Below are 18,912 nucleotides of genomic sequence, written 5' to 3'. Positions count from 1 at the left end.
GTCTTACCTTCCCGGCTATTTGCGGGCTCCATGATAACAGATACATGTCGTCAGATGATCGTTCACCATGCCGGTTGCCTGCATAAACGCATAACAAATCGTGCTGCCGACAAATTTGAAGCCGCGGCGCTGCAGATCGATACTCATTTGATCAGAGATGTCGGTGCGTGCCGGGACCTCACGCAGCTCCTTCCAGTGATTAAGGATCGGCTCTCCATCGACAAAACGCCAAATATATTGATCAAAGCTGCCAAATTGCTCGCGCACCTTTATGAACGCTTGTGCGTTATTTACAGCCGCGGCGATTTTCAGACGATTGCGGATAACGCCGGGGTTATTCAACAGCTCAGCCAGCTTCTCCTCATCATAAGCAGCCACTTTATCCACATCAAAATCGTCAAAAGCTTTGCGATACGTCTCCCGCTTCTTCAGTACAGTATACCAGCTAAGACCCGCTTGAGCGCCTTCCAGAATGATCATTTCAAACAGCTTTCGATCATCGTGTAACGGAACTCCCCATTCATGATCATGGTAGCTAATATACAACGGATCATTATTTACCCAGCCGCATCTGGCCACATCATCAACTCCCGCTTCCACCATATACAACCATTAAATGATGAAATTCTATAAATGTTACCACTACCCTCATTCAGCCAGCTGCTTTATTTGCGCTTTACTTTAACATAGCCTTCTTCATCTACGACAGCATTGATGGAAAACTTTGATATTCTGGCCAGCAGCTGTTTGGCGGCGTCGCCCTCAAGCGGTGTAGGCTGGGATTCAACAGCAAGCATAGGATGGAATTGCAGCGAGCAGTCGCCATCCTTCGTGCAAACAGCATCGAGAACGCCAGTGTCTCTCGTTTTCAATGTAGGAGTCATATTAAAAATAAAATTGCCTAAGCTATATGCAATCCATTTGCCTTTGTATTGTTCGAATCCTTGCAGCACATGCGGATGGCTCCCGATAATGAGATCGGCGCCGGCATCGATATATTCCCGCCCCATGGCCGGCTGATAATCAACCGGGTAATCTACCTTCTCCCTGCCCCAATGGATCATGACGACAACGATATCCGCTTGCTCCTTCGCCTTCTTGACCGCGGCAATGCCGCGCTCGGTCTCATACGATTCCGCTACGCCAGGGCGATTCGGGCCTGCCTTCCATGCTACATCAGGCAGCACCCGCGATACACCGACGTATGCGACCTTAATCCCCTTCGCCTCCAGTATAACCGGCTCGTACGCCTCTTCCTCATCGTTGCCGCCGCCGGTGTGGGGCATCCCTACCTCATCCAAGTGGCCGATCGTATCCAGCAAGCCCACAACCCCCATATCGAGCGTATGATTGTTGGCAAGCGTTACAACGTCAATTCCGGACTCTGTCAGCGCAGGGAGCGATTTGGGCGAGCCTTTAAAGACAAACTGTTTATCTTGGGCCGGCGTGCCGCGTACAGTGACCGGGTTTTCCAGATTCGCCGCTGTTAAATCCGGTTTTTGCAAATAAGGTAATGCTTTGGCATACGGATAGTCGTAGCCGTGCTTCTGCATTAATTTATCTACAGCCCCGGCCAGCAAAATATCGCCCACAAAAGCTAATGTCACGGTCCCGTCCGTGCCGGAAATTAACGGCGGCTTATCTTCAATAACCGCTTCCTCGGGCTCTGCCGTCCCCTCATTCTCTTTGTTTCCTGCCGGATCTTCCTTGTCCGCATCAGGCTGCCCAGCTTCCTCTTCTTGATTGGAGGCGGCCGATTCGTCCCGCTGCTTCCCCTCTTGCTGCCCCTCATCGTTCCCATCATTGTTGCCTGCAGGCGATTGTCCGGCATTATCCGCCCCGCCATTGTCAGCCGTCGGGTTCAGCCGTTCACCCGCCTGGCCGTCTGCCAATCCCGACGGTTTTCCGTTGTTGTCACTGCCGCCGGAGGTCCAAACAGCTACCAAGGCTGCGATAGCAAGCAGAAATACACAGTTGAGCAGAATGATCCGTCTGCGGTTACGGGCGCGAATTTTACGCTGCTGCTTCAGTACTTCAGAGCGAGTAATACGCATAGTAGGTGCTCCTTACTTTAACAGAATAATTTAGATATGATTTCCCATTATACCAGCACTAGGACAAAATCAGCCATCAATTTTCGCTAAAATAAGAAACGAGGCCGGTTCTGCACTGATGGCCAATACGGCCTTTCCGCTGCAAATGATACAAATGCGCCAGCGCTTCCGACATCGCAAAGCGCAAATTATGTATATTGCCGGCAATGCGCTCGCCGAACATATGCTGACAGACTTCAAAGCCCGTAAGCGGCCGCTCCTTCAGCATCTCTACAATTGCTGTCAATCTGCGTACATGATGCGCCAGTATCCGATCAATGCGCCCGCCAAAATCTGCAAACGGCTCCCGGTGCCCCGGAAACGCGAGCCGCACCTCTATTTCGCGCAGCATTTGCAGGCTGTCCAGAAAGCTTTGCAGCGGGTCTTCATCCTCCCCTGGGACGACGCTAATGTTGGGCGTAATTTCCGGCAATACCTGATCCCCGCAAAACATCCACTGCTTCTCCGGCGTATATAGGCACAGTTGTCCCTTAGCATGCCCTGGCGCATCGAGCAGTGACCAGGTTAATCCCCCAAAGCGGATGGTCGTTCCCGCCTCCAGCAGCGTCACTTCAGGCTGGGGAGACACCCGCTCGACGAAGCTTTCCAGGTGCGGCGCAATTTGCGCAAGCAGTTGGCGGGGCATGCCGTGCTGTTCATAAAGCGCCGTCAGCTCGCCGGCAAATGTCCTGCCTTCGCCCCACAGCCGTACTGCATAGGCATAGGAATCGGCCGATATGTGCACCGGCGCGCCGCACCGCTGCTGGAACCAGCCGGCCAAGCCATAATGGTCCGGGTGCTGATGCGTCAGCAAAATGGTACGGATTTGCGAGAATGCGATCTGGCGCCGCTCCAGCACCTCTTCCCAAACGTGAACCGCTTCAGCCGTATGCAAGCCGGGATCAATTAATGTATAGCCGTCCGCATCGGCGATTAAATAACTGTTTACCCATTTCAATGAAAAAGGAAGCGGGACTTTAACCTGCACAATGCCCCCAGGCCATTCCTGTACATTCATCCTTCGACCCTCCCGGTCATAATCATCCTTGGCGAGGACGCTTCTTCATACGGACCGCCGTCGTAGCCTCCATAAACCTTCTCCAGCCGCAGACCATTACGATTTAGCATATCCTCGAACCATTGCAGCGGAAATAACCGCACCCGCTCCTCGTAGCGCCGGCTGTCTCCGCTTGCGGAATAGACATGAATTTGCTTGATGACCCAGCCGCCGATAATTTGGCGGGCTTCTTCTATATGCAGCCCGGTCTCTTCGTCAACCCGCTCGGAAAACGGAACAAGCTGCTGCTCTACATAGACAGGGTTAAGAAAGTCGATTAAAAACTTTCCGCCGGGCGCTAATACCCGCCGAATTTCCCCCAAGACCACGGCATTATCCGTTTCCTCGCGAAAATAGCCGAAGGAGGTAAATAAATTTACTGTCGCCTGAAACTGCGCTTCGGCAAACGGCAGCCTGCGCATATCCCCCTGCATAAAGGTAACATTGCCGAAACTATGCTTCCGCGCCTCCTCCAAAAGCGCCTCTGACAGATCAATGCCGGTCACTTCATATCCCAATTGAGACAGCGCCATTGCATGCCGCCCCATTCCGCATCCGATATCCAGCAATCTGGCATTGGCAGGCAGGTGGAGCCACCCTGCCATTTGCTGCGCTTCACGAGCTGCTTGCTCCCAATCGCGATGGCGATAGATTACCATGTAGTCTGGCCCAAAGCTGCGTTCATACCAGGCCGTCGTCATAGCAAGCACCTCCATTTTTAAAGTACATTGCTCCTATTGTACTCAACCGTGTTAGAATTGGCAAAATAACAATAGAACGGCATAATTTTCTTGGCGTTGACCGATAATAGCGATGAATGAATATAGAAAGGAAGGCTCCCCCTATGAAATCAACGATCCAGGCAGCAATGCTGCTAGCGATAATAATAAATTTGACGACGGCAATGCCTAACTTAGCCTCCGCCCACTCTTCACCGGAGCTTGACAGGAAAGCGAAAGATGAATTGCAGGCGCTTGCCCGCAGCAGCGGCGCAACATTCCGTATTTCCTGGAATGAGCAGACAGGTACGCCCTCGGCGATAAGCGGCCGCCTGACTTCGGTATCGCGCCATACTACGGAATGGATTGCCACTCAATTTATTGCCCGCAACAAGCATTTGTTCGGATTGAAAAGTCCTGAGAAAAACATGAAAATCAAAGCGGTTAAAGCATTGCCGGGAGGGACGCGAACCGTCCATCTCGAACGTTATTTATTCGATACGCCTGTATATGGAGACTATATAAAGCTGACGATTGATGTTCAAGGCGTCGTTACTGCAGTAGAAAGCCTCATTTATCCACAGCTGGAAAAGCAATTGTTCAACCGCCCGGCTCATTCTGTGCTTTCATCCGAACAGGCGATCCGCAAAGCGCAAGCGCAGCTATCGCCGGCACAGATGGCGCAGCTGCAGCAGCAGCCAACAGCCAGGCTTTATTATTTGCCTTTCCGCGCCGGCCTGCCGCTAGTTTATGAAGTCACTTTTCTTCATCGCAATCAGCTGTTTGCCGAGCGGATGTGGATTCATGCCGTAATGGGTCATTCGCTTGATCCGGCGCTTTGAAAAACAATTTCATCATCGGCGGAGTAGCAATGGTCGTAATTAAGACGACAAGCACGATGACGGCAAACATCTCGTCAGCGAGCAGCCCGGCTTCCTGGCCAATCGCCGCAATAATTAGCGCTACTTCGCCGCGCGAGACCATCGCGGATCCCACGGCAAGCGCACTGCGCCAGCCGAAGCCCGCCGCCCGGGCGCCGATGGCTGAGCCAAAGAGCTTGGTCACAATCGCGATCACGCTTAGCCCGATAATTAAGCCAAGATGGGAGGCGACGCCGTCGAACGTGACTTTTACGCCAATCAAAGTGAAAAATACCGGCACGAAGATCGCGTAGCCAATCGTCTCCACCTTTTCAAATACTTCATGTTTGTAGCTCGTCATGCTGATAGCCACACCGGCAATATAGGCACCGATAATGGCTGCTACACCGGCATATTCCGCAAAATAAGCATAGATAAAACAGATGATCAGGCCTGCCGACACGACCGTCTCCGTCACGCGCAGCGGGGCAAATTTTCGCAGGATCCACGGTACAAGCTTCCAGGCGGCAGCTATTGCTATGGCAAAAAAGGCGGCTTTCTTCAGCACGACCATTCCCAAATTGACATCTCCGCCCGACAAGCTCATAACGAAGGCCAGCGCAACGATAACGAGTACGTCATCGATGACGGCCGCCCCGAGAATCGTCGCCCCCTCCCGTGACTTCAGCTGCCCCATTTCCTTCAAGGCTTGCACCGAAATGCTTACACTAGTCGCCGAAAGCAGCAGTCCGAGAAATACCGCCTCCATTGTCGACATCCCGACCCACCAGCCGGCCAGGAAGCCCAGCAGAGAAGGAAAAATAATGCCGGCAACGCCTACATAGGCTGATGCCTTTCCCGAACGTTTAAACTCATCCATATCCGTCTCGAGCCCGGCAATAAACATAAGCAAAATGACGCCAATTTGGCTGATCTCCTCTAAAACAGCCGTATTCGTAATTAAACCAAGCAGACTTGGCCCGAGCACAATACCAATTAACAGTTTACCCAGTACAGCCGGCTGCTGCAGCTTCAGGCTCAGCTCGCCCGCCAGCTTTGAAGCCAGCAGTATGATCGATAATTCAAAAATTAACAATCGCTTCACCATCCCTTTTTCTTATCATGAAAGAAATAACTGTCATTTATGCACGAAAAAGCCTGTCCTCAAAAACTTGCTGTAAAAGGCACAGCAAGCCCTTGGTGACAGGCTCCTCCGGTGTTATCCCATATTTACTTAGCTGCATCCCACGCAACCTGCTCCAGCAGGCGATGCCGCAGCAGCTCGACTATGAAATCAACGTAATGCTGCTGACGGACGATAACTTTATACTCATGATGCGGATAGGCGTAGAACAATACATCCGTGTAATCATCGTCATCCTCAAAAATATGCCGGACAGCTCTCATTGGCTCCAGTGCTTTGGCCTCATTCTTTATGCGCACCAGAAATTCAAAATCGTCTCCATCCTTTTTTTGTTGAATGTCAATGATCGTGTCGTCAAACCGATAGCTTAACATCGCTGTTCATTCCCTTCCTGCCAAATATTTAGAGGAGATAACGCAAGAAAATATACGCGCTGGACAACACAATGGAAAGCAGCATAAGCGGAAATCCAATCTTTAAAAACTGGACAAAACGAATCGGGTAGCCTTCCTTGCCTGACAAGCCGGCCACGATCAAGTTGGCGCTCGCGCCAATCAAGGTTCCGTTGCCGCCGAAGCATGCGCCGAGCGCCAAGCTCCACCAGAGCGGCTCCAGATTGGACACTCCCATATTGCCCATTTCCTGAATCATCGGGATCATCGTCGCTACGAACGGAATGTTGTCCAGGAAGGAGGAAGCGATCGCGCTTAGCCACAATATGAGCATCGAAGTCGCGATCGGATCTCCGCCCGTCCATTCAATCGCTTTGGCGGCTAGCTCGGCGATCACCCCGGTGTAGACCAGGCCGGAGACGAGCACGAACAGCCCGACAAAGAAAAAGATCGTTGTCCACTCCACGCGCGAAAATGCTTCTTCCATTTTATGCTCTCCGGTCATGAGCAGCAAGAGGAAGGCGCCGGCCAGCGCAACAGTCGCCGATTCCAGATGCAGCGTCTGATGCAGGAAAAAACCTAATATCGTAATCCCCAGAACGACCAGGCATTTTTTCATCAGCGAACGGTTGGTAATTAATTCCGACATATCCAGTTCCATAATGCTTTGCTTAAGCTCCGGCGATGTTTTCAGCTGCTTGCGGAACAGCAAAATAAAGATCGGGATATAGGCGAGCATTACGATGACCGCGATCGGCGTCAGATTGGCAATAAAGGACATAAAGGTCAACTCTTTGACCGCGCTGCCGATCATAATGTTCGGCGGATCGCCAATTAGAGTTGCTGTGCCGCCGACGTTAGAAGCTAGTATTTGTGTCAGCAGATAAGGCACCGGATTGACGCGCAGCTGTCTGGTAATGCTGAAAGTAACCGGCACCATCAATAATACAGTCGTTACATTATCGAGAAAAGCGGAGCCGACGGCTGTAATAACCGCCAGAAAGATCATGATGGGGATCGGCTGGCCTTTGGCCTTTTTGGCAGCATAAATCGCGATATACTTGAAAAGTCCCGTCTCTGCGGTAATGCTTACGATCACCATCATGCCGATTAACAATCCAAGTGTATTGAAATCGATATGCGTAATCGCGACCTCTTGACTGACAATGCCACATGCGATCATGATGATGCCGCCGATAACGGCAACAATCGTCCGATGTATCTTCTCCGAGATGATTAAAGCATAGATGACTAAAAATATACCAATTGCCCAGATCGCTTGTTGTTCCATAGTAACCTCCTGCAAACTCTTTCTCTACAGCTGTCCATTTACTACTTATACCGTTTCCATTCCCTCCCGTTTCTATCATGGAATCCGCCGCGGACCCCAAAAAAGACAAAAAGAGCCCGCTAATGGCAGGCTCCTCCGAATAACGCTATTCATTTTAATTAACCTAGATGATTATACCAGCTTATTCGCCGGTCCGCAACCCCTCTATTTTTGATCGAAAAAATCATTTTTTCGATTTATACAATCATTTTATACTGCTTTTGATTGAGATATCTTGCTTTTTCATTTAATATAGAAGGAGGTGACATCAATTAATTTCAGGAGGCGGCATCATTGAATATTCGCATGTTTGACAGCCGGGAAGAGCTCGACGCTTTTGCGGCCCAATTTTTTATCGATAAGATAAACCGGAAACCGCAGGCAACATTAGGCCTGGCAACAGGCTCGACCCCGATCGGGATCTATGAAAATTTGGTGGAGCGCTACCGTAAAGGCGATGTTTCGTTTTCACAAGTAACAACCTTTAACCTAGATGAATATGTAGGCGTGCCGGCAAGCAATGAGCAAAGCTACGCCTACTTTATGAAAAACAACCTGTTCGGACATATCGACTTGCCGGTTGACCGCGCTTTTTTGCCTAATGGCATGGCAGACGATCTGCAGGCAGAATGCGCACACTATGACGGCATGATGGCCGGACAGCCGATCGATATTCAACTGCTGGGCATCGGCCACAATGGCCATATTGGCTTTAATGAGCCGGACGAAGCCTTGCAGGGCGGCACCCATGTCGTCACCTTGAAGCAGGAAACGCGCGACGCCAATGCCCGCTTCTTCGCTTCGATGGACGATGTTCCCAAGCTGGCTATTACGATGGGTGTTGGCTCCATTATGAAGGCTCGTACGATTATGCTGGTGGCCAAAGGCGCAGATAAAGCCGATATTATCAAGCAGGCATTGCAAGGTCCGATTACGACCCAATGTCCGGCATCACTGCTGCAGGCCCATCCTGATGCACTTATTTTACTCGATCGCGAAGCGGGAGGAAAACTATAATGAGCGAAGCTCGTAGCTGGCGGATCGGCAATGTACAGATCGTTGCCGACCAACAAGTTGTCGTTGGTGAAGTGACTGTTGAGGACGGAATCATTACCGCAATAACCGCTGCTGCCGATGCAGCGCAGGCAGATGACAGCATCCCGTACATTGATGGCAAAGGCGGCTGGCTGCTGCCGGGCTTCATCGACATCCATGTGCATGGCGGATATGGGCATGACTTTATGGATGCGACGGCCGAGGCTTATGACGGCATTACGAAATTCCATGCGGCCAACGGTACGACTACGATACTGGCTACTACCGTAACCGCATCGCCGGAAAGAATTGAAGCAGTACTAAAAGCGGCTGCTGCCTATCGCGCAGGAGACATGCAATATGCCGAACTGGCAGGCGTCCATCTGGAAGGACCTTTCATTAGCGAAAAATGGCCAGGCGCCCAAAACCCTGCCTTCATCGTTCCCCCGCAAACGGAATGGCTGGAGCGCTGGATAGCCGAGTGGCCTGCCCTGATCAAAATCATGACGCTGGCGCCCGAAAAGGATGGCGCGTTAGCCGTCATCGAATGGCTGAGGCAGCAAGGCATTGTCGCTTCGCTCGGCCACACTGACGCCACTTACGATGAGGTTGTCACCGCTGTACAACATGGCCTATGCCACGGCGTTCATACTTATAATGCGATGACCGGTCTCCATCACCGCAAACCCGGCACACTTGGTGCGATGATGACTGAGGATGCGATTACGGCAGAGCTTATCGCCGACGGCCACCATGTCCATCCGGCTGCGATTAAAGTGCTTACGCGCACTAAGCCGGCAGACAAGCTGGTATTGATTACGGATGCCATGTCAGCAGCCGGACTTGGCGACGGCCAGTATGATCTCGGCGGTCTCGCAGTCGATGTGCGCGGCGGCGTCGCTACATTGCATGAAGGCAATAGTCTGGCCGGCAGCACGCTGACGATGATCGAAGCATTCCGCTTCATGCTGAAGCATACCGAACTGACCGTGCCTGAGGTAAGCCGGCTGGCCAGCGCCAATCCGGCGAAGGTGCTCGGCCTTGAGCAGCAGACAGGCAGCATTTCGGTCGGCAAACGGGCGGATCTCGTCTGGACGGATGACAATCATCAGATGTTGGCAACTTGGGTTAAAGGACGGACCGTATTCTCCGTCTAAAATCAAAAAAGCAGTCTCCGCTGCGAGCGCATCTTCGGCGCCTGTATGCGGGGACTGCTTTTTCAATGGTCGTAAGAGCCGGCCAAATAGATATGAATACCGGCATCCTCAGCCGCGCTGCGCAAATGCTGAGGCAGCGGCGCGTCGGTAATTAGCCCTTGCAGCGAGGAGAGCGGCGCAATCGAGAAAAGAGACGTTCGTCCCACCTTCGTATGATCGAACATCGCATACGTCGCTTGCGAGCGGCTAATCATCGCCTTGGCCATTTGCGCCTCCTGCTCTGAATAGGTTGTAATGCCGCCTGTAGAAGAAACGCCGTCCACACCGAGAAACATCTTTCCGATGTTCAGATGAGCGATCATCCCCGCGCCTAGAGGGCCGCAAAGTTCAAAGCTGTTATGGCGCAGCATTCCCCCGGCTACTACAACCTGGATGTCGCAGCCGACCAGCTCCATCGCGATGTTAACGGCATTCGTGACGACTGTGATGCCCTTCCTCGGCTTGAGCAGCTTGGCCAGCAAGTAATTGGTCGTGCCTCCCGAGAGTCCGATGACGTCGCCTTCCTCGATTAGCGCCGAGGCGGCTGCCGCAATCTGTTCCTTCTCCAGGTAGGACAGCCCTTCCTTCTCAGCAAACGGCAGCTCGCGTACACTGTTCATCCCGTCATACATCGCGCCGCCGATTGTACGAATAACAGGCTCCTCGCGCTCCATCAATTCCAGGTCGCGGCGAGCCGTCGCTTCTGAAATGTTGAACTGCTCCACAACTTCCTGGATCGTAATCCGCCCTTGACGCTTGAGCACATTCATCATTTGCTCACGTCGTCGCTTCCCTTTAGTAGAAGAAGATGGCCTGCCGCTCATGCTATCTCTCCACCCAGCCTGCTCCGCCTAAGTGCCGCTCTACTGTGGACCATTCCGGAAGAGCTTCCCAGTCGCCGCGCATTTGCACGACGAGCGATCCGTTAATACTGCCAATCTTTACAGCTTCCTCAGCTGTTTTGCCCTGCAGAATGCCTGTCAAAAAGCCTGCGCAAAAACCGTCGCCGGCCCCGACAGTATCGATTACTTCCTCTGCCTTATAAAAAGGTACGGCAGTCTCCTTGCCATTTTCCAAAATAATAGTCGAATCGTTATATCCTTTTATAATGCAAGTGGCAGACAATTTGGCAAGCTGTGCGCGGACTGCCGCAAAATCTTGCGTGCCATGCAGCAGCTGCAGCTCGTCCCAGCCCGGGAGATAATAGTCCGCTTGCTCCGCAAGCCGCTGAACGACCGGCTTCGCCTCTTCAATCGACCACAGCTTCAAACGCAAGTTAGGATCAAAGCTCACTTTAACCCCCGCCTCTTTCGCTGCGGCTACCGCAGCAAGCACCGTCTCTCGCGCGCTTCTGCTAAGCGCTGCCGTAATGCCGGTAACGTGAAGCAGCTTGCAATTGCGAATGTAATCCAAATCCAAATCGTCCGGTGTCATTTGGCTGGCTGCCGAATGCTTGCGATAATAATGGACCGCCAGCTTGCCGGCCACTGTCTCCCGAAACATCAGTCCCGTAGATGCTGCGTCAGACAGCTTGCTGCGCGATACATCAACGCCTTCTCCCCGCACGCGCTTCAAGATTGCCCGGCCGAACGGATCGTTGCCGAGCATGCCGAACCAGCCTACAGAGCAACCGAGTCGCGCGGCTCCGATCGCTACATTGCTCTCCGCCCCGCCAAAGCTTTGTTCCAGCGAAGCTGCACCTTCCAGCCCTTTATATGCTGGCGACATAAAGAGCGCCATCGTTTCACCAAAAGTGACTAAGTCCGGTGACTGAGTATTCATGCGTTCTCCTCGCTAACTCTCAAAATTATCTGTACATCGGGTATTTCATAAAGATTAGAATAACGATATAAATCAGCAAAATGACCATGCTAAGCGCACGCGCTTTAGCAATATGCGAAGAAGCGCTATGTCCTGCCTGAATGTCGGCCACGATCAGCTTAAGCGGCTTAGAGACAATGCCGCCTAAAGCAGCAATTGCCAAAAACAGCACGGTAACTACGGCCATCCACACATACGAGTACTTCAATTGCGACATTAAATAACCGCCAGTGAGCAATTGCAGCACCAAAAAATATTGAGCAACCCGATTTGCAGAGAGCAGGCCTTCGGCCAGGCCGGCTTGTCCCGTGCCTGCCAGCTTGGAAGCTCTTCCAATCAGCACCGGAAGGACTATATACAGCCCCATGCCCGTCGCCCCAATGACATGCAATAACAGCATAATTTTTTCCATTTCTCTTCCTCCTGGAGGTGTAATTCAGTCTTCATCAGTATACTAGAACAACCCGTTAATATCAAAGAAAATGCCACATTTTTCAACTAGACAGCTCTGTTATTGCTGTGATTGTCGATACTCTGCCACGACTTCAAGCACTTCTGCACCATACTTGGCCACTTTGGCGTTGCCGACGCCTTTTACAAGCAGCAATTGCTCGGCTGTAAGCGGCTGCTGATCGGCGATATCGCGCAGCGTTGCATCAAAAAATAGTATAAATGGCGGTACTCCCTCACGCGCAGCCGCTTTGCGGCGCCATTCGCGCAGCGCTTCAAACAACGGCGTATTTGCTCCCTGCTCGCTGCCGCTTTTGCGCTTCACTGTTGTGATCCGTTTTCGCAGTACCTGCTCTTTTCCTTCAAGTACAGGCAGGGCCAGCGCGGTGAGCGAAACAGTCGGATATTCGCCATCGCTAATGCGCATATACCCTTCGGCAACGAGCCAGTACAGCCAATCTGTAATTTCTTTTTCCGGCCAGCTGCTCAGCAGGCCATAGGTCGACAGCCGATCCAGGCCAAATTCCAGCAGCCGCTTGTCGCGCGAGCCTTTTAACACTTTAGCCGCCAGCGTCACGCCGAACCGCCCCTTCATACGGCCAACACAGGATAGCGCCTTGCGCGCCTCCTCCGTTAAATCAACCTTTTCGCTTTCATCTAGGCAATTGCTGCATTTCCCGCAAGCCGGGACATCCGCTTCGCCAAAATAGCTGACGATGAACTGCAGGAAGCAGCGGTCAGTACGGCAATAATTCATCATCGTATACAGCTTATTAAGCTGTATCGTGCGGCGTTCGGGGTCTTCGGTGCTCCGTTCGATCAAGAAGCGCTGCACCTGTACATCCTGAGGCTCGAATAACAGGACGCAATCGCTCTCCTCGCCATCCCTGCCGGCACGCCCTGCCTCCTGATAGTAGGACTCTACATCGCCGGGCATTTGCCAATGAACGACATAACGGACATTGGGTTTATCGATCCCCATGCCGAACGCATTCGTCGCGACCATCACTTTAATATCATCAAAGCGAAACCGCTCCTGCGCATCAGCCCGCTCTTCGTCAGCCAATCCGCCGTGATATTTGCCAGCCGCTACTCCCAGCCGCAGTAAATCGGCATATACTTCTTCCGTTTCTTTGCGTGTAGCTGTATAGATAATGCCGGATTGATCCGAACGCTGCTGGATGTAGTCGCGCAAAAAATGGCGTTTGTTTGCGCCCGTTACTACGGAAAGCGACAGATTCGTGCGCGCAAAGCCCGTTACGAACATATTCGGCTCGCGCAAGGCCAGCATTGCCGCAATATCTTTTGACACTTCCGGTGTGGCAGTCGCCGTAAAGGCCGCCACCGGTGGACGTTTGTCCAACCGTCCGATCCAATGCGCCAATTGCCGGTAGCTTGGTCGGAAATCATGCCCCCACTGCGAAACACAATGAGCCTCATCGATCGCGATCAGCGAAATTTGCAGCTGAGCCGCAAATGATTCAAACATCGTTCCGTCCAGCCGTTCCGGAGCAACATAGAGCAGCTTGTATGTACCTTGCATCGTTTTGCGGACCACTTCCCGATAGGAAGCCGCATCTAACGAGCTGTTTAGGTAAGCCGCCGCTACACCTAATCGTTGTAAAGCATCTACCTGATCTTTCATGAGCGAGATTAAGGGCGAAACTACAATGGTCGTGCCTGGCAGCAGCAATGCCGGAAGCTGATAGCAGATCGACTTGCCTCCGCCGGTCGGCAATATCGCCAGCGTATCTTTTTCTTGGAGCAGGCCTTCTATGATCTCCCGCTGGCCTTTTCGAAAGCTGTCATAGCCATAGACCTGCTTGAGCAGCGTTACCGCTTGATCCATCATTTATGCTGCCTCCCTTCTTTTGAGAAAAAAGACCCTGCCGCGATCGGACAGGGTCTCATGCTTGCTTCATGAGCAATTATCGATTAGCCGCCGTTTACAACTGCAATGACGTTGCGAACAGATTGCGCCGACTTGTCAAGCGCTGCTTTTTCATCAGCTGTCAATTCAAGCTCAAATATTTTTTCAATTCCGTCGCCGCCGAGAATAGCCGGTACGCCCATGAACAAGTTGTCATAGCCATACTCGCCTTCCAACAGTGCGATAACCGGAAGAATGCGTTTTTTATCTTTTAAAATTGCTTCTGCCATCTGAACAAGCGAAGCAGCCGGCGCGTAGTACGCGCTGCCGTTGCCCAGCAGATTGACAATTTCGCCGCCGCCAACGCGAGCGCGCTGAACGATTGCTTCGATGCGGTCGGCAGGAATCAGCTTCTCGATCGGAATCCCGCCTACGTTGGAGTAACGTACAAGCGGAACCATATCGTCGCCATGACCGCCAAGCACGAAGCCGCGAACGTCTTCAGTCGATACATTCAGCTCTTGTGCAATGAATGTGCAGTAGCGCGCAGTATCGAGAACGCCCGATTGGCCGATTACGCGGTTTTTCGGGAAACCAAGCGTGTTGTATGCGACATAAGTCATCGCATCAACCGGGTTGGAAAGAATAATAACATATGCGTTCGGGCTGGTTGCTTTAACATTTTCGCAGACCGATTTGACAATGCTGGCATTGGTGTTAACCAAATCATCACGGCTCATGCCCGGCTTGCGGGCAATGCCTGCAGTAATGATCACGACATCGGAATCCCGGGTATCCGCATAGTCGGACGTTCCGATAATGTTGGAATCAACGCCTTGAACAGGAGTCGATTCCATCATATCGAGCGCTTTGCCTTTGGTCGGATTTTCCAGCTGCGGGATATCGACCAGTACGACGTCGCCCAATTCTTTTTGCGCCAGCATAAGCGCTGTTGTCGCACCGGTAAATCCGGCGCCGACAATGGTAATTTTATTCCGTTTGATTGCCATTGTCACTCAATCCTCCCAAATTTGGATATCGTCTGGACTACATGTTTTTGATGATTTCGTTAGCGAATTCGGAACATTTCACTTCAGTTGCGCCTTCCATCAGACGTGCAAAATCATACGTTACAGTTTTATTGTTAATGGATGTTTCCATACCTTTGTAAATCAGATCGGCAGCTTCCTGCCAGCCCAGATGCTCAAGCATCATAACGCCGGACAAAATAACCGAGCCAGGGTTTACAACGTCTTTGTCCGCATATTTAGGCGCAGTGCCGTGCGTAGCTTCGAAGATCGCGTGGCCAGTCAGGTAGTTGATGTTTGCGCCTGGGGCAATACCGATACCGCCAACTTGCGCTGCCAGCGCATCGGACAGATAATCGCCGTTCAGGTTCAAGGTTGCAATTACATCGAAATCGGTCGGACGAGTCAATACTTGCTGCAGCGCGATGTCGGCAATCGCGTCTTTTACGATGACTTTGCCGGCTGCTTCAGCTTCTGCTTGCGCTTTATTCGCCGCATCAACGCCTTCCGCTTCTTTAATGCGGTCATATTGACCCCAAGTGAAGGTACGATCTGCATACTCCTGTTCGGCCACTTCGTATCCCCAGTTTTTGAATGCACCTTCAGTAAATTTCATGATGTTGCCTTTATGAACAAGCGTAACCGACTTGCGCCCATGCTTCAGTGCATACTCGATCGCTGCGCGCGCAAGACGCTTCGAGCCTTCGGACGAAACCGGCTTGATGCCGATACCCGAAGTTTCCGGGAAACGGATTTTGTTAACGCCCATTTGCTGCTGCAAAAATTCGATTACCTTTTTAACCTCTGCAGAGCCTTCTTGATACTCGATGCCTGCATAGATGTCCTCAGTGTTTTCGCGGAAAATAACCATGTCAACCAGTTCAGGACGCTTTACAGGGGAAGGAACGCCATTGAAATAACGAACCGGACGCAGGCAAGTATACAGATCCAGCTCTTGGCGCAGCGCAACGTTCAGGGAACGGATGCCACCGCCGATCGGCGTAGTAAGAGGCCCTTTAATTGCTACGATATATTCGCGAATTGCTGTCAGCGTATCAGCAGGCAGCCACTCGCCATAAGTATTGAATGCTTTTTCGCCGGCAAACACTTCGTACCAAGCCAGCTTTTTCTCCCCGTTGTACGCTTTCTCGACAGCTGCGTCAAGCACGCGCTTGGAAGCTTTCCAGATGTCACGGCCAGTACCGTCACCTTCGATAAATGGGATAATCGGGTTGTTAGGCACCTGCAGTGCACCGTTATCGATTGTAATTTTTTCGCCCTCAGTCGGAAGTGCAAATTTTTCTAGCTTCATGGATATATTCCTCCTTGACGTAATAATATTTTTATAGAGCGTTCAAATTCATTGCACTCCATGCCAAAACAGCTTGTCAGCAACAGTGCCGATAAGCTGCCAGACACGATAGCTGCCAGCAGCAGCATGAGGCCCGGCTGCAGCCAGCCTGCTTTTAATTATGAACGATTAGCGCTGCGCAATCGGAGTAACCTTTTGATTGACAGGGCCAACATATTCAGCGCGCGGACGAATGAGACGGTTGTTTTCATATTGCTCCAGAATATGAGCCGTCCATCCGGAAACGCGGCTAATCGCAAAAATCGGCGTGAACAGGTCGCGCGGAATTTTCAAAGTGGTGTATACCGATGCCGAGTAGAAGTCGACATTCGGCTTCAGACCTTTCTGGCCTGTTACAAGCTCTTCGATTTTCACTGACATATCATACAATTCCATATTGCCAGTCAGCTTGCCCAACTCACGCGACATCTTCTGCAGATGCTTCGCACGAGGGTCGCCATTTTTGTAAACGCGGTGTCCAAAGCCCATAATCTTCTCTTTGTTCGCCAGCTTTGCGTTTATGACGGATTCTACCCGGCCCAGCGAACCGATCTCTTCAAGCATGATCATAACAGCCTCATTCGCGCCGCCGTGAAGCGGTCCCTTCAGGGCGCCGATCGCCGATGTCACGCCCGAATAAATATCGGACAAGGTAGCAACAGTCACACGCGCCGCGAAAGTCGATGCGTTCAGCTCATGGTCGGCATGCAGCACCAATGCCTGGTCGAGCGCTTTCACAGCTACTTCTTCCGGATCTTGTCCAGTAAGCATGTAAAGGAAGTTGTGGGCGACAGATACGCCTGCTTTCGGAGCGATCGGCTCCTTGCCTTCGCGAATGCGGGCAAAAGCCGCTATGATCGTCGGCAGCTGGGCTTGCAGCTTGATCGCCTTGCGCAGGTTAGCTTCAGGTGTCATGTCGTTAGCCGACTCGTCGTACAGAGCCAGACTCGATACGGCTGTACGAAGAGCTGCCATCGAATTTGTGCCTGCTGGATACAGCTTAATTTGAGCAATCACCTGGGCAGGTACATTCGCGTACTCGCTCAGCTGTTTCATCAGACCGTCAAGCTCGGATTGTGTCGGCAGCTTGCCGTACCAGAGCAAATAAGCCGTTTCCTCAAAGGAAGCGTGCTCGGCAAGATCGTCAATATTAATCCCGCGATAAGTAAGAACGCCATCGATGATGGAGCTGATTGAGGAAGTCGTGGCAACGATGCCTTCCAGACCTTTAGTTGCTGTCATCATTTTCTCTCCTTTAAACAGAAAAGTCATTTCCCGATTTCCCATTATCTTAAGTACATTCGATTCAGTTACGTCCCTTCAATCATATCGGATTTTGACAGGGAAGTGAACAAAAAGGGACATAAAAATGCTTTATCAGCACCATTAATATTTTTTTAACCAGAATGGGTTCAGCTTTTTTATATCAGGAGGTGCATAACAATGGAGCGTACTTATATCCACCGTATCGGACGCGGGCTATTCGTGCTTGTTATCCTTTTGCTGCTCGCTGCCGCACTAGTATACGTAACACCGCTGATCTATCCCTTTTTGATTAGCTGGGCGCTCGCTTATATCATCAACCCGATTGTCAATTTTTTGTACAATACGGCCAAAATTCCGCGCTGGCTGGCGGTTTCTTCTGCTTTATTGCTGTTTGCAGCCGCAATGCTGACCATTATTTCTGCACTCATTACCCGGATTATCGTGGAAATTGTCCATCTTTCCAAATCGCTGAATGTCATGATCGGCTTCTGGAAGACGCAGTTTGAACAATTTGTCGCTTCATCGGAAATTCAGTCATTGATCGACAGGCTGAATACATTCTATCAGCAAAATCCGAATTATCAGCATACGATCAATTCCCGCATCTCCGATGCCGCGAATTTGCTTGCCAATAAGAGCTCGGAATTTATCAGCTTTTTTCTCAACGGACTGATTAATGTTATCATATCACTGCCCAATTGGGCAACTTTGCTTATTATTGTGCTTTTGGCCGCCTTTTTTATCGGAAAGGACTGGAACACCCATTTGTCCCAAATATCCGGCTGGCTTCCTGAATCGGTTCGCCGCTCTCTCTCGGCTGTATGGCACGATTTGCAAAAGGCGCTGGTCGGCTACTGCCGCGCACAGTTAATCATGATCTCGATTACGACCGTCGTCGTGACAATCGGCTTGCTGATTTTGCAGGTCGAGTATGCGATCACAATCGGCTTGCTGATCGGTCTTGTTGATTTGCTTCCCTATTTGGGCGTTGGCGCCGCCATGATCCCATGGATCGCTTATTTGTTCCTTTACGGCGACCCTTCTCTTGCGATCGGCCTTTCGATTCTATACGGCGTCATTCTGATCGCCAGGCAAATCCTCGAGCCCAAAGTACTGGCCAGCAGCGTTGGCCTGCAGCCGCTGCCAACGCTAATCGCCATGTTCGCCGGCTTGCAGCTGTTCGGCATTTTCGGTCTTATAGCCGGCCCTGTCACACTCGTTATCTTGTCCGCTATTCATCGTGCTCATGTATTCCACGATATTTATTCTTACATTATGTACGGCAATAAATAGCTTGTCT

General features: G+C 51.4%; 18 protein-coding genes. 4 read left to right on the top strand and 14 right to left on the bottom strand.

What is annotated here, in order from left to right; genetic code table 11:
- Positions 1–15: 15 nt before the first annotated feature.
- From ACFQ0N_RS31765 to ACFQ0N_RS31750, 4 genes are all read right to left on the bottom strand, one after another.
- Positions 16–603, bottom strand: coding sequence for a DNA-3-methyladenine glycosylase I (locus ACFQ0N_RS31765; protein ID WP_379334112.1), 588 nt, complete (start codon positions 601–603; stop codon positions 16–18).
- A gap of 62 nt (positions 604–665) precedes the next feature.
- Complete coding sequence (locus tag ACFQ0N_RS31760) at positions 666–2,054, bottom strand: CapA family protein (protein ID WP_379334110.1); 1,389 nt, start codon at positions 2,052–2,054, stop codon at positions 666–668.
- 76 nt (positions 2,055–2,130) lie between these two features.
- Positions 2,131–3,111, bottom strand: a complete 981-nt coding sequence (locus ACFQ0N_RS31755; RefSeq protein WP_379334108.1) for an MBL fold metallo-hydrolase — start codon at positions 3,109–3,111, stop codon at positions 2,131–2,133.
- Complete coding sequence (locus ACFQ0N_RS31750; protein WP_379334105.1) at positions 3,108–3,851, bottom strand: class I SAM-dependent methyltransferase; 744 nt, start codon at positions 3,849–3,851, stop codon at positions 3,108–3,110. The genes ACFQ0N_RS31755 and ACFQ0N_RS31750 overlap by 4 nt, the downstream gene beginning before the upstream one ends.
- A 143-nt stretch (positions 3,852–3,994) precedes the next feature.
- On the opposite strand from ACFQ0N_RS31750, the gene ACFQ0N_RS31745 reads away from it, so the two are divergent.
- Positions 3,995–4,711 carry a hypothetical protein gene (locus tag ACFQ0N_RS31745; RefSeq protein WP_379334103.1) on the top strand — a complete coding sequence of 239 codons (717 nt, stop codon included), beginning with the start codon at positions 3,995–3,997 and terminating at the stop codon, positions 4,709–4,711.
- Here ACFQ0N_RS31745 and ACFQ0N_RS31740 read toward each other — a convergent pair.
- The 3 genes from ACFQ0N_RS31740 to ACFQ0N_RS31730 all read right to left on the bottom strand — a co-directional run bounded on the left by ACFQ0N_RS31740 (position 4,626) and on the right by ACFQ0N_RS31730 (position 7,556).
- Positions 4,626–5,825 carry a cation:proton antiporter gene (locus tag ACFQ0N_RS31740; RefSeq protein WP_379334101.1) on the bottom strand — a complete coding sequence of 400 codons (1,200 nt, stop codon included), beginning with the start codon at positions 5,823–5,825 and terminating at the stop codon, positions 4,626–4,628. The two genes, ACFQ0N_RS31745 and ACFQ0N_RS31740, sit on opposite strands and share 86 nt — an antisense overlap.
- Positions 5,826–5,959: 134 nt before the next feature.
- Positions 5,960–6,247, bottom strand: a complete 288-nt coding sequence (locus ACFQ0N_RS31735; protein ID WP_379334099.1) for a hypothetical protein — start codon at positions 6,245–6,247, stop codon at positions 5,960–5,962.
- Between the two features lie 28 nt (positions 6,248–6,275).
- The gene (locus ACFQ0N_RS31730; RefSeq protein WP_379334097.1) at positions 6,276–7,556 is read right to left on the bottom strand and encodes an ArsB/NhaD family transporter; all 1,281 of its coding nucleotides are present in this window, start codon (positions 7,554–7,556) and stop codon (positions 6,276–6,278) included.
- A gap of 333 nt (positions 7,557–7,889) precedes the next feature.
- Here ACFQ0N_RS31730 and nagB point away from each other — a divergent pair, with 333 nt between their 5' ends.
- Both nagB and nagA read left to right on the top strand, forming a co-directional pair.
- Entirely contained in the window at positions 7,890–8,612 is a 723-nt protein-coding gene (gene nagB, locus ACFQ0N_RS31725) for a glucosamine-6-phosphate deaminase (RefSeq protein WP_379334095.1), read from the top strand.
- Complete coding sequence (nagA, locus tag ACFQ0N_RS31720; RefSeq protein ID WP_379334093.1) at positions 8,612–9,787, top strand: N-acetylglucosamine-6-phosphate deacetylase; 1,176 nt, start codon at positions 8,612–8,614, stop codon at positions 9,785–9,787. The genes nagB and nagA overlap by 1 nt, the downstream gene beginning before the upstream one ends.
- 62 nt (positions 9,788–9,849) lie before the next feature.
- Here nagA and ACFQ0N_RS31715 read toward each other — a convergent pair whose 3' ends face one another.
- The 7 genes from ACFQ0N_RS31715 to citZ all read right to left on the bottom strand — a co-directional run bounded on the left by ACFQ0N_RS31715 (position 9,850) and on the right by citZ (position 17,588).
- Positions 9,850–10,650, bottom strand: a complete 801-nt coding sequence (locus ACFQ0N_RS31715) for a DeoR/GlpR family DNA-binding transcription regulator (RefSeq protein WP_379334091.1) — start codon at positions 10,648–10,650, stop codon at positions 9,850–9,852.
- A gap of 1 nt (position 10,651) precedes the next feature.
- On the bottom strand, positions 10,652–11,608 hold the full coding sequence (locus tag ACFQ0N_RS31710) for a sugar kinase (RefSeq protein ID WP_379334089.1): 957 nt from the start codon (positions 11,606–11,608) through the stop codon (positions 10,652–10,654).
- 25 nt (positions 11,609–11,633) lie between these two features.
- Positions 11,634–12,059, bottom strand: coding sequence for a hypothetical protein (locus ACFQ0N_RS31705; protein ID WP_379334087.1), 426 nt, complete (start codon positions 12,057–12,059; stop codon positions 11,634–11,636).
- Positions 12,060–12,158: 99 nt separating this feature from the next.
- Positions 12,159–13,949 carry a DNA helicase RecQ gene (recQ, locus tag ACFQ0N_RS31700; RefSeq protein WP_379334085.1) on the bottom strand — a complete coding sequence of 597 codons (1,791 nt, stop codon included), beginning with the start codon at positions 13,947–13,949 and terminating at the stop codon, positions 12,159–12,161.
- 83 nt (positions 13,950–14,032) lie between these two features.
- Entirely contained in the window at positions 14,033–14,977 is a 945-nt protein-coding gene (gene mdh / locus ACFQ0N_RS31695) for a malate dehydrogenase (protein WP_379334083.1), read from the bottom strand.
- Between the two features lie 37 nt (positions 14,978–15,014).
- Positions 15,015–16,307 (bottom strand): NADP-dependent isocitrate dehydrogenase, encoded by a 1,293-nt coding sequence (icd, locus tag ACFQ0N_RS31690; protein ID WP_379334081.1) that lies wholly within the window; start codon positions 16,305–16,307, stop codon positions 15,015–15,017.
- A gap of 168 nt (positions 16,308–16,475) precedes the next feature.
- Positions 16,476–17,588, bottom strand: coding sequence for a citrate synthase (gene citZ / locus ACFQ0N_RS31685; protein WP_379334079.1), 1,113 nt, complete (start codon positions 17,586–17,588; stop codon positions 16,476–16,478).
- A 201-nt stretch (positions 17,589–17,789) separates the two neighbouring features.
- Between citZ and ytvI the strand changes: the two genes are divergently transcribed.
- Entirely contained in the window at positions 17,790–18,905 is a 1,116-nt protein-coding gene (gene ytvI / locus ACFQ0N_RS31680; RefSeq protein ID WP_379334077.1) for a sporulation integral membrane protein YtvI, read from the top strand.
- Positions 18,906–18,912 lie beyond the last annotated feature (7 nt).

This window comes from Paenibacillus sp. GCM10027626, assembly GCF_042676285.1.
In the GTDB taxonomy this organism is placed as follows: Bacteria; Bacillota; Bacilli; order Paenibacillales; family Paenibacillaceae; genus Paenibacillus_Z.
The sequence above is the reverse complement of the archived record's forward strand: the minus strand, read 5'-3'. Positions and strand labels throughout refer to the sequence as shown.

Bases quoted from the DNA above. Each gene is read 5' to 3' on its own strand.
- ACFQ0N_RS31765 (WP_379334112.1), bottom strand. From the start codon at position 603: ATGGTGGAAGCGGGAGTTGATGATGTGGCCAGATGCGGCTGGGTAAAT.
- ACFQ0N_RS31760 (WP_379334110.1), bottom strand. From the start codon at position 2,054: ATGCGTATTACTCGCTCTGAAGTACTGAAGCAGCAGCGTAAAATTCGC.
- ACFQ0N_RS31755 (WP_379334108.1), bottom strand. From the start codon at position 3,111: ATGAATGTACAGGAATGGCCTGGGGGCATTGTGCAGGTTAAAGTCCCG.
- ACFQ0N_RS31750 (WP_379334105.1), bottom strand. From the start codon at position 3,851: ATGACGACGGCCTGGTATGAACGCAGCTTTGGGCCAGACTACATGGTA.
- ACFQ0N_RS31745 (WP_379334103.1), top strand. From the start codon at position 3,995: ATGAAATCAACGATCCAGGCAGCAATGCTGCTAGCGATAATAATAAAT.
- ACFQ0N_RS31735 (WP_379334099.1), bottom strand. From the start codon at position 6,247: ATGTTAAGCTATCGGTTTGACGACACGATCATTGACATTCAACAAAAA.
- ACFQ0N_RS31730 (WP_379334097.1), bottom strand. From the start codon at position 7,556: ATGGAACAACAAGCGATCTGGGCAATTGGTATATTTTTAGTCATCTAT.
- nagA (WP_379334093.1), top strand. From the start codon at position 8,612: ATGAGCGAAGCTCGTAGCTGGCGGATCGGCAATGTACAGATCGTTGCC.
- ACFQ0N_RS31715 (WP_379334091.1), bottom strand. From the start codon at position 10,650: ATGAGCGGCAGGCCATCTTCTTCTACTAAAGGGAAGCGACGACGTGAG.
- ACFQ0N_RS31710 (WP_379334089.1), bottom strand. From the start codon at position 11,608: ATGAATACTCAGTCACCGGACTTAGTCACTTTTGGTGAAACGATGGCG.
- ACFQ0N_RS31705 (WP_379334087.1), bottom strand. From the start codon at position 12,059: ATGGAAAAAATTATGCTGTTATTGCATGTCATTGGGGCGACGGGCATG.
- recQ (WP_379334085.1), bottom strand. From the start codon at position 13,949: ATGATGGATCAAGCGGTAACGCTGCTCAAGCAGGTCTATGGCTATGAC.
- mdh (WP_379334083.1), bottom strand. From the start codon at position 14,977: ATGGCAATCAAACGGAATAAAATTACCATTGTCGGCGCCGGATTTACC.
- icd (WP_379334081.1), bottom strand. From the start codon at position 16,307: ATGAAGCTAGAAAAATTTGCACTTCCGACTGAGGGCGAAAAAATTACA.
- citZ (WP_379334079.1), bottom strand. From the start codon at position 17,588: ATGACAGCAACTAAAGGTCTGGAAGGCATCGTTGCCACGACTTCCTCA.
- ytvI (WP_379334077.1), top strand. From the start codon at position 17,790: ATGGAGCGTACTTATATCCACCGTATCGGACGCGGGCTATTCGTGCTT.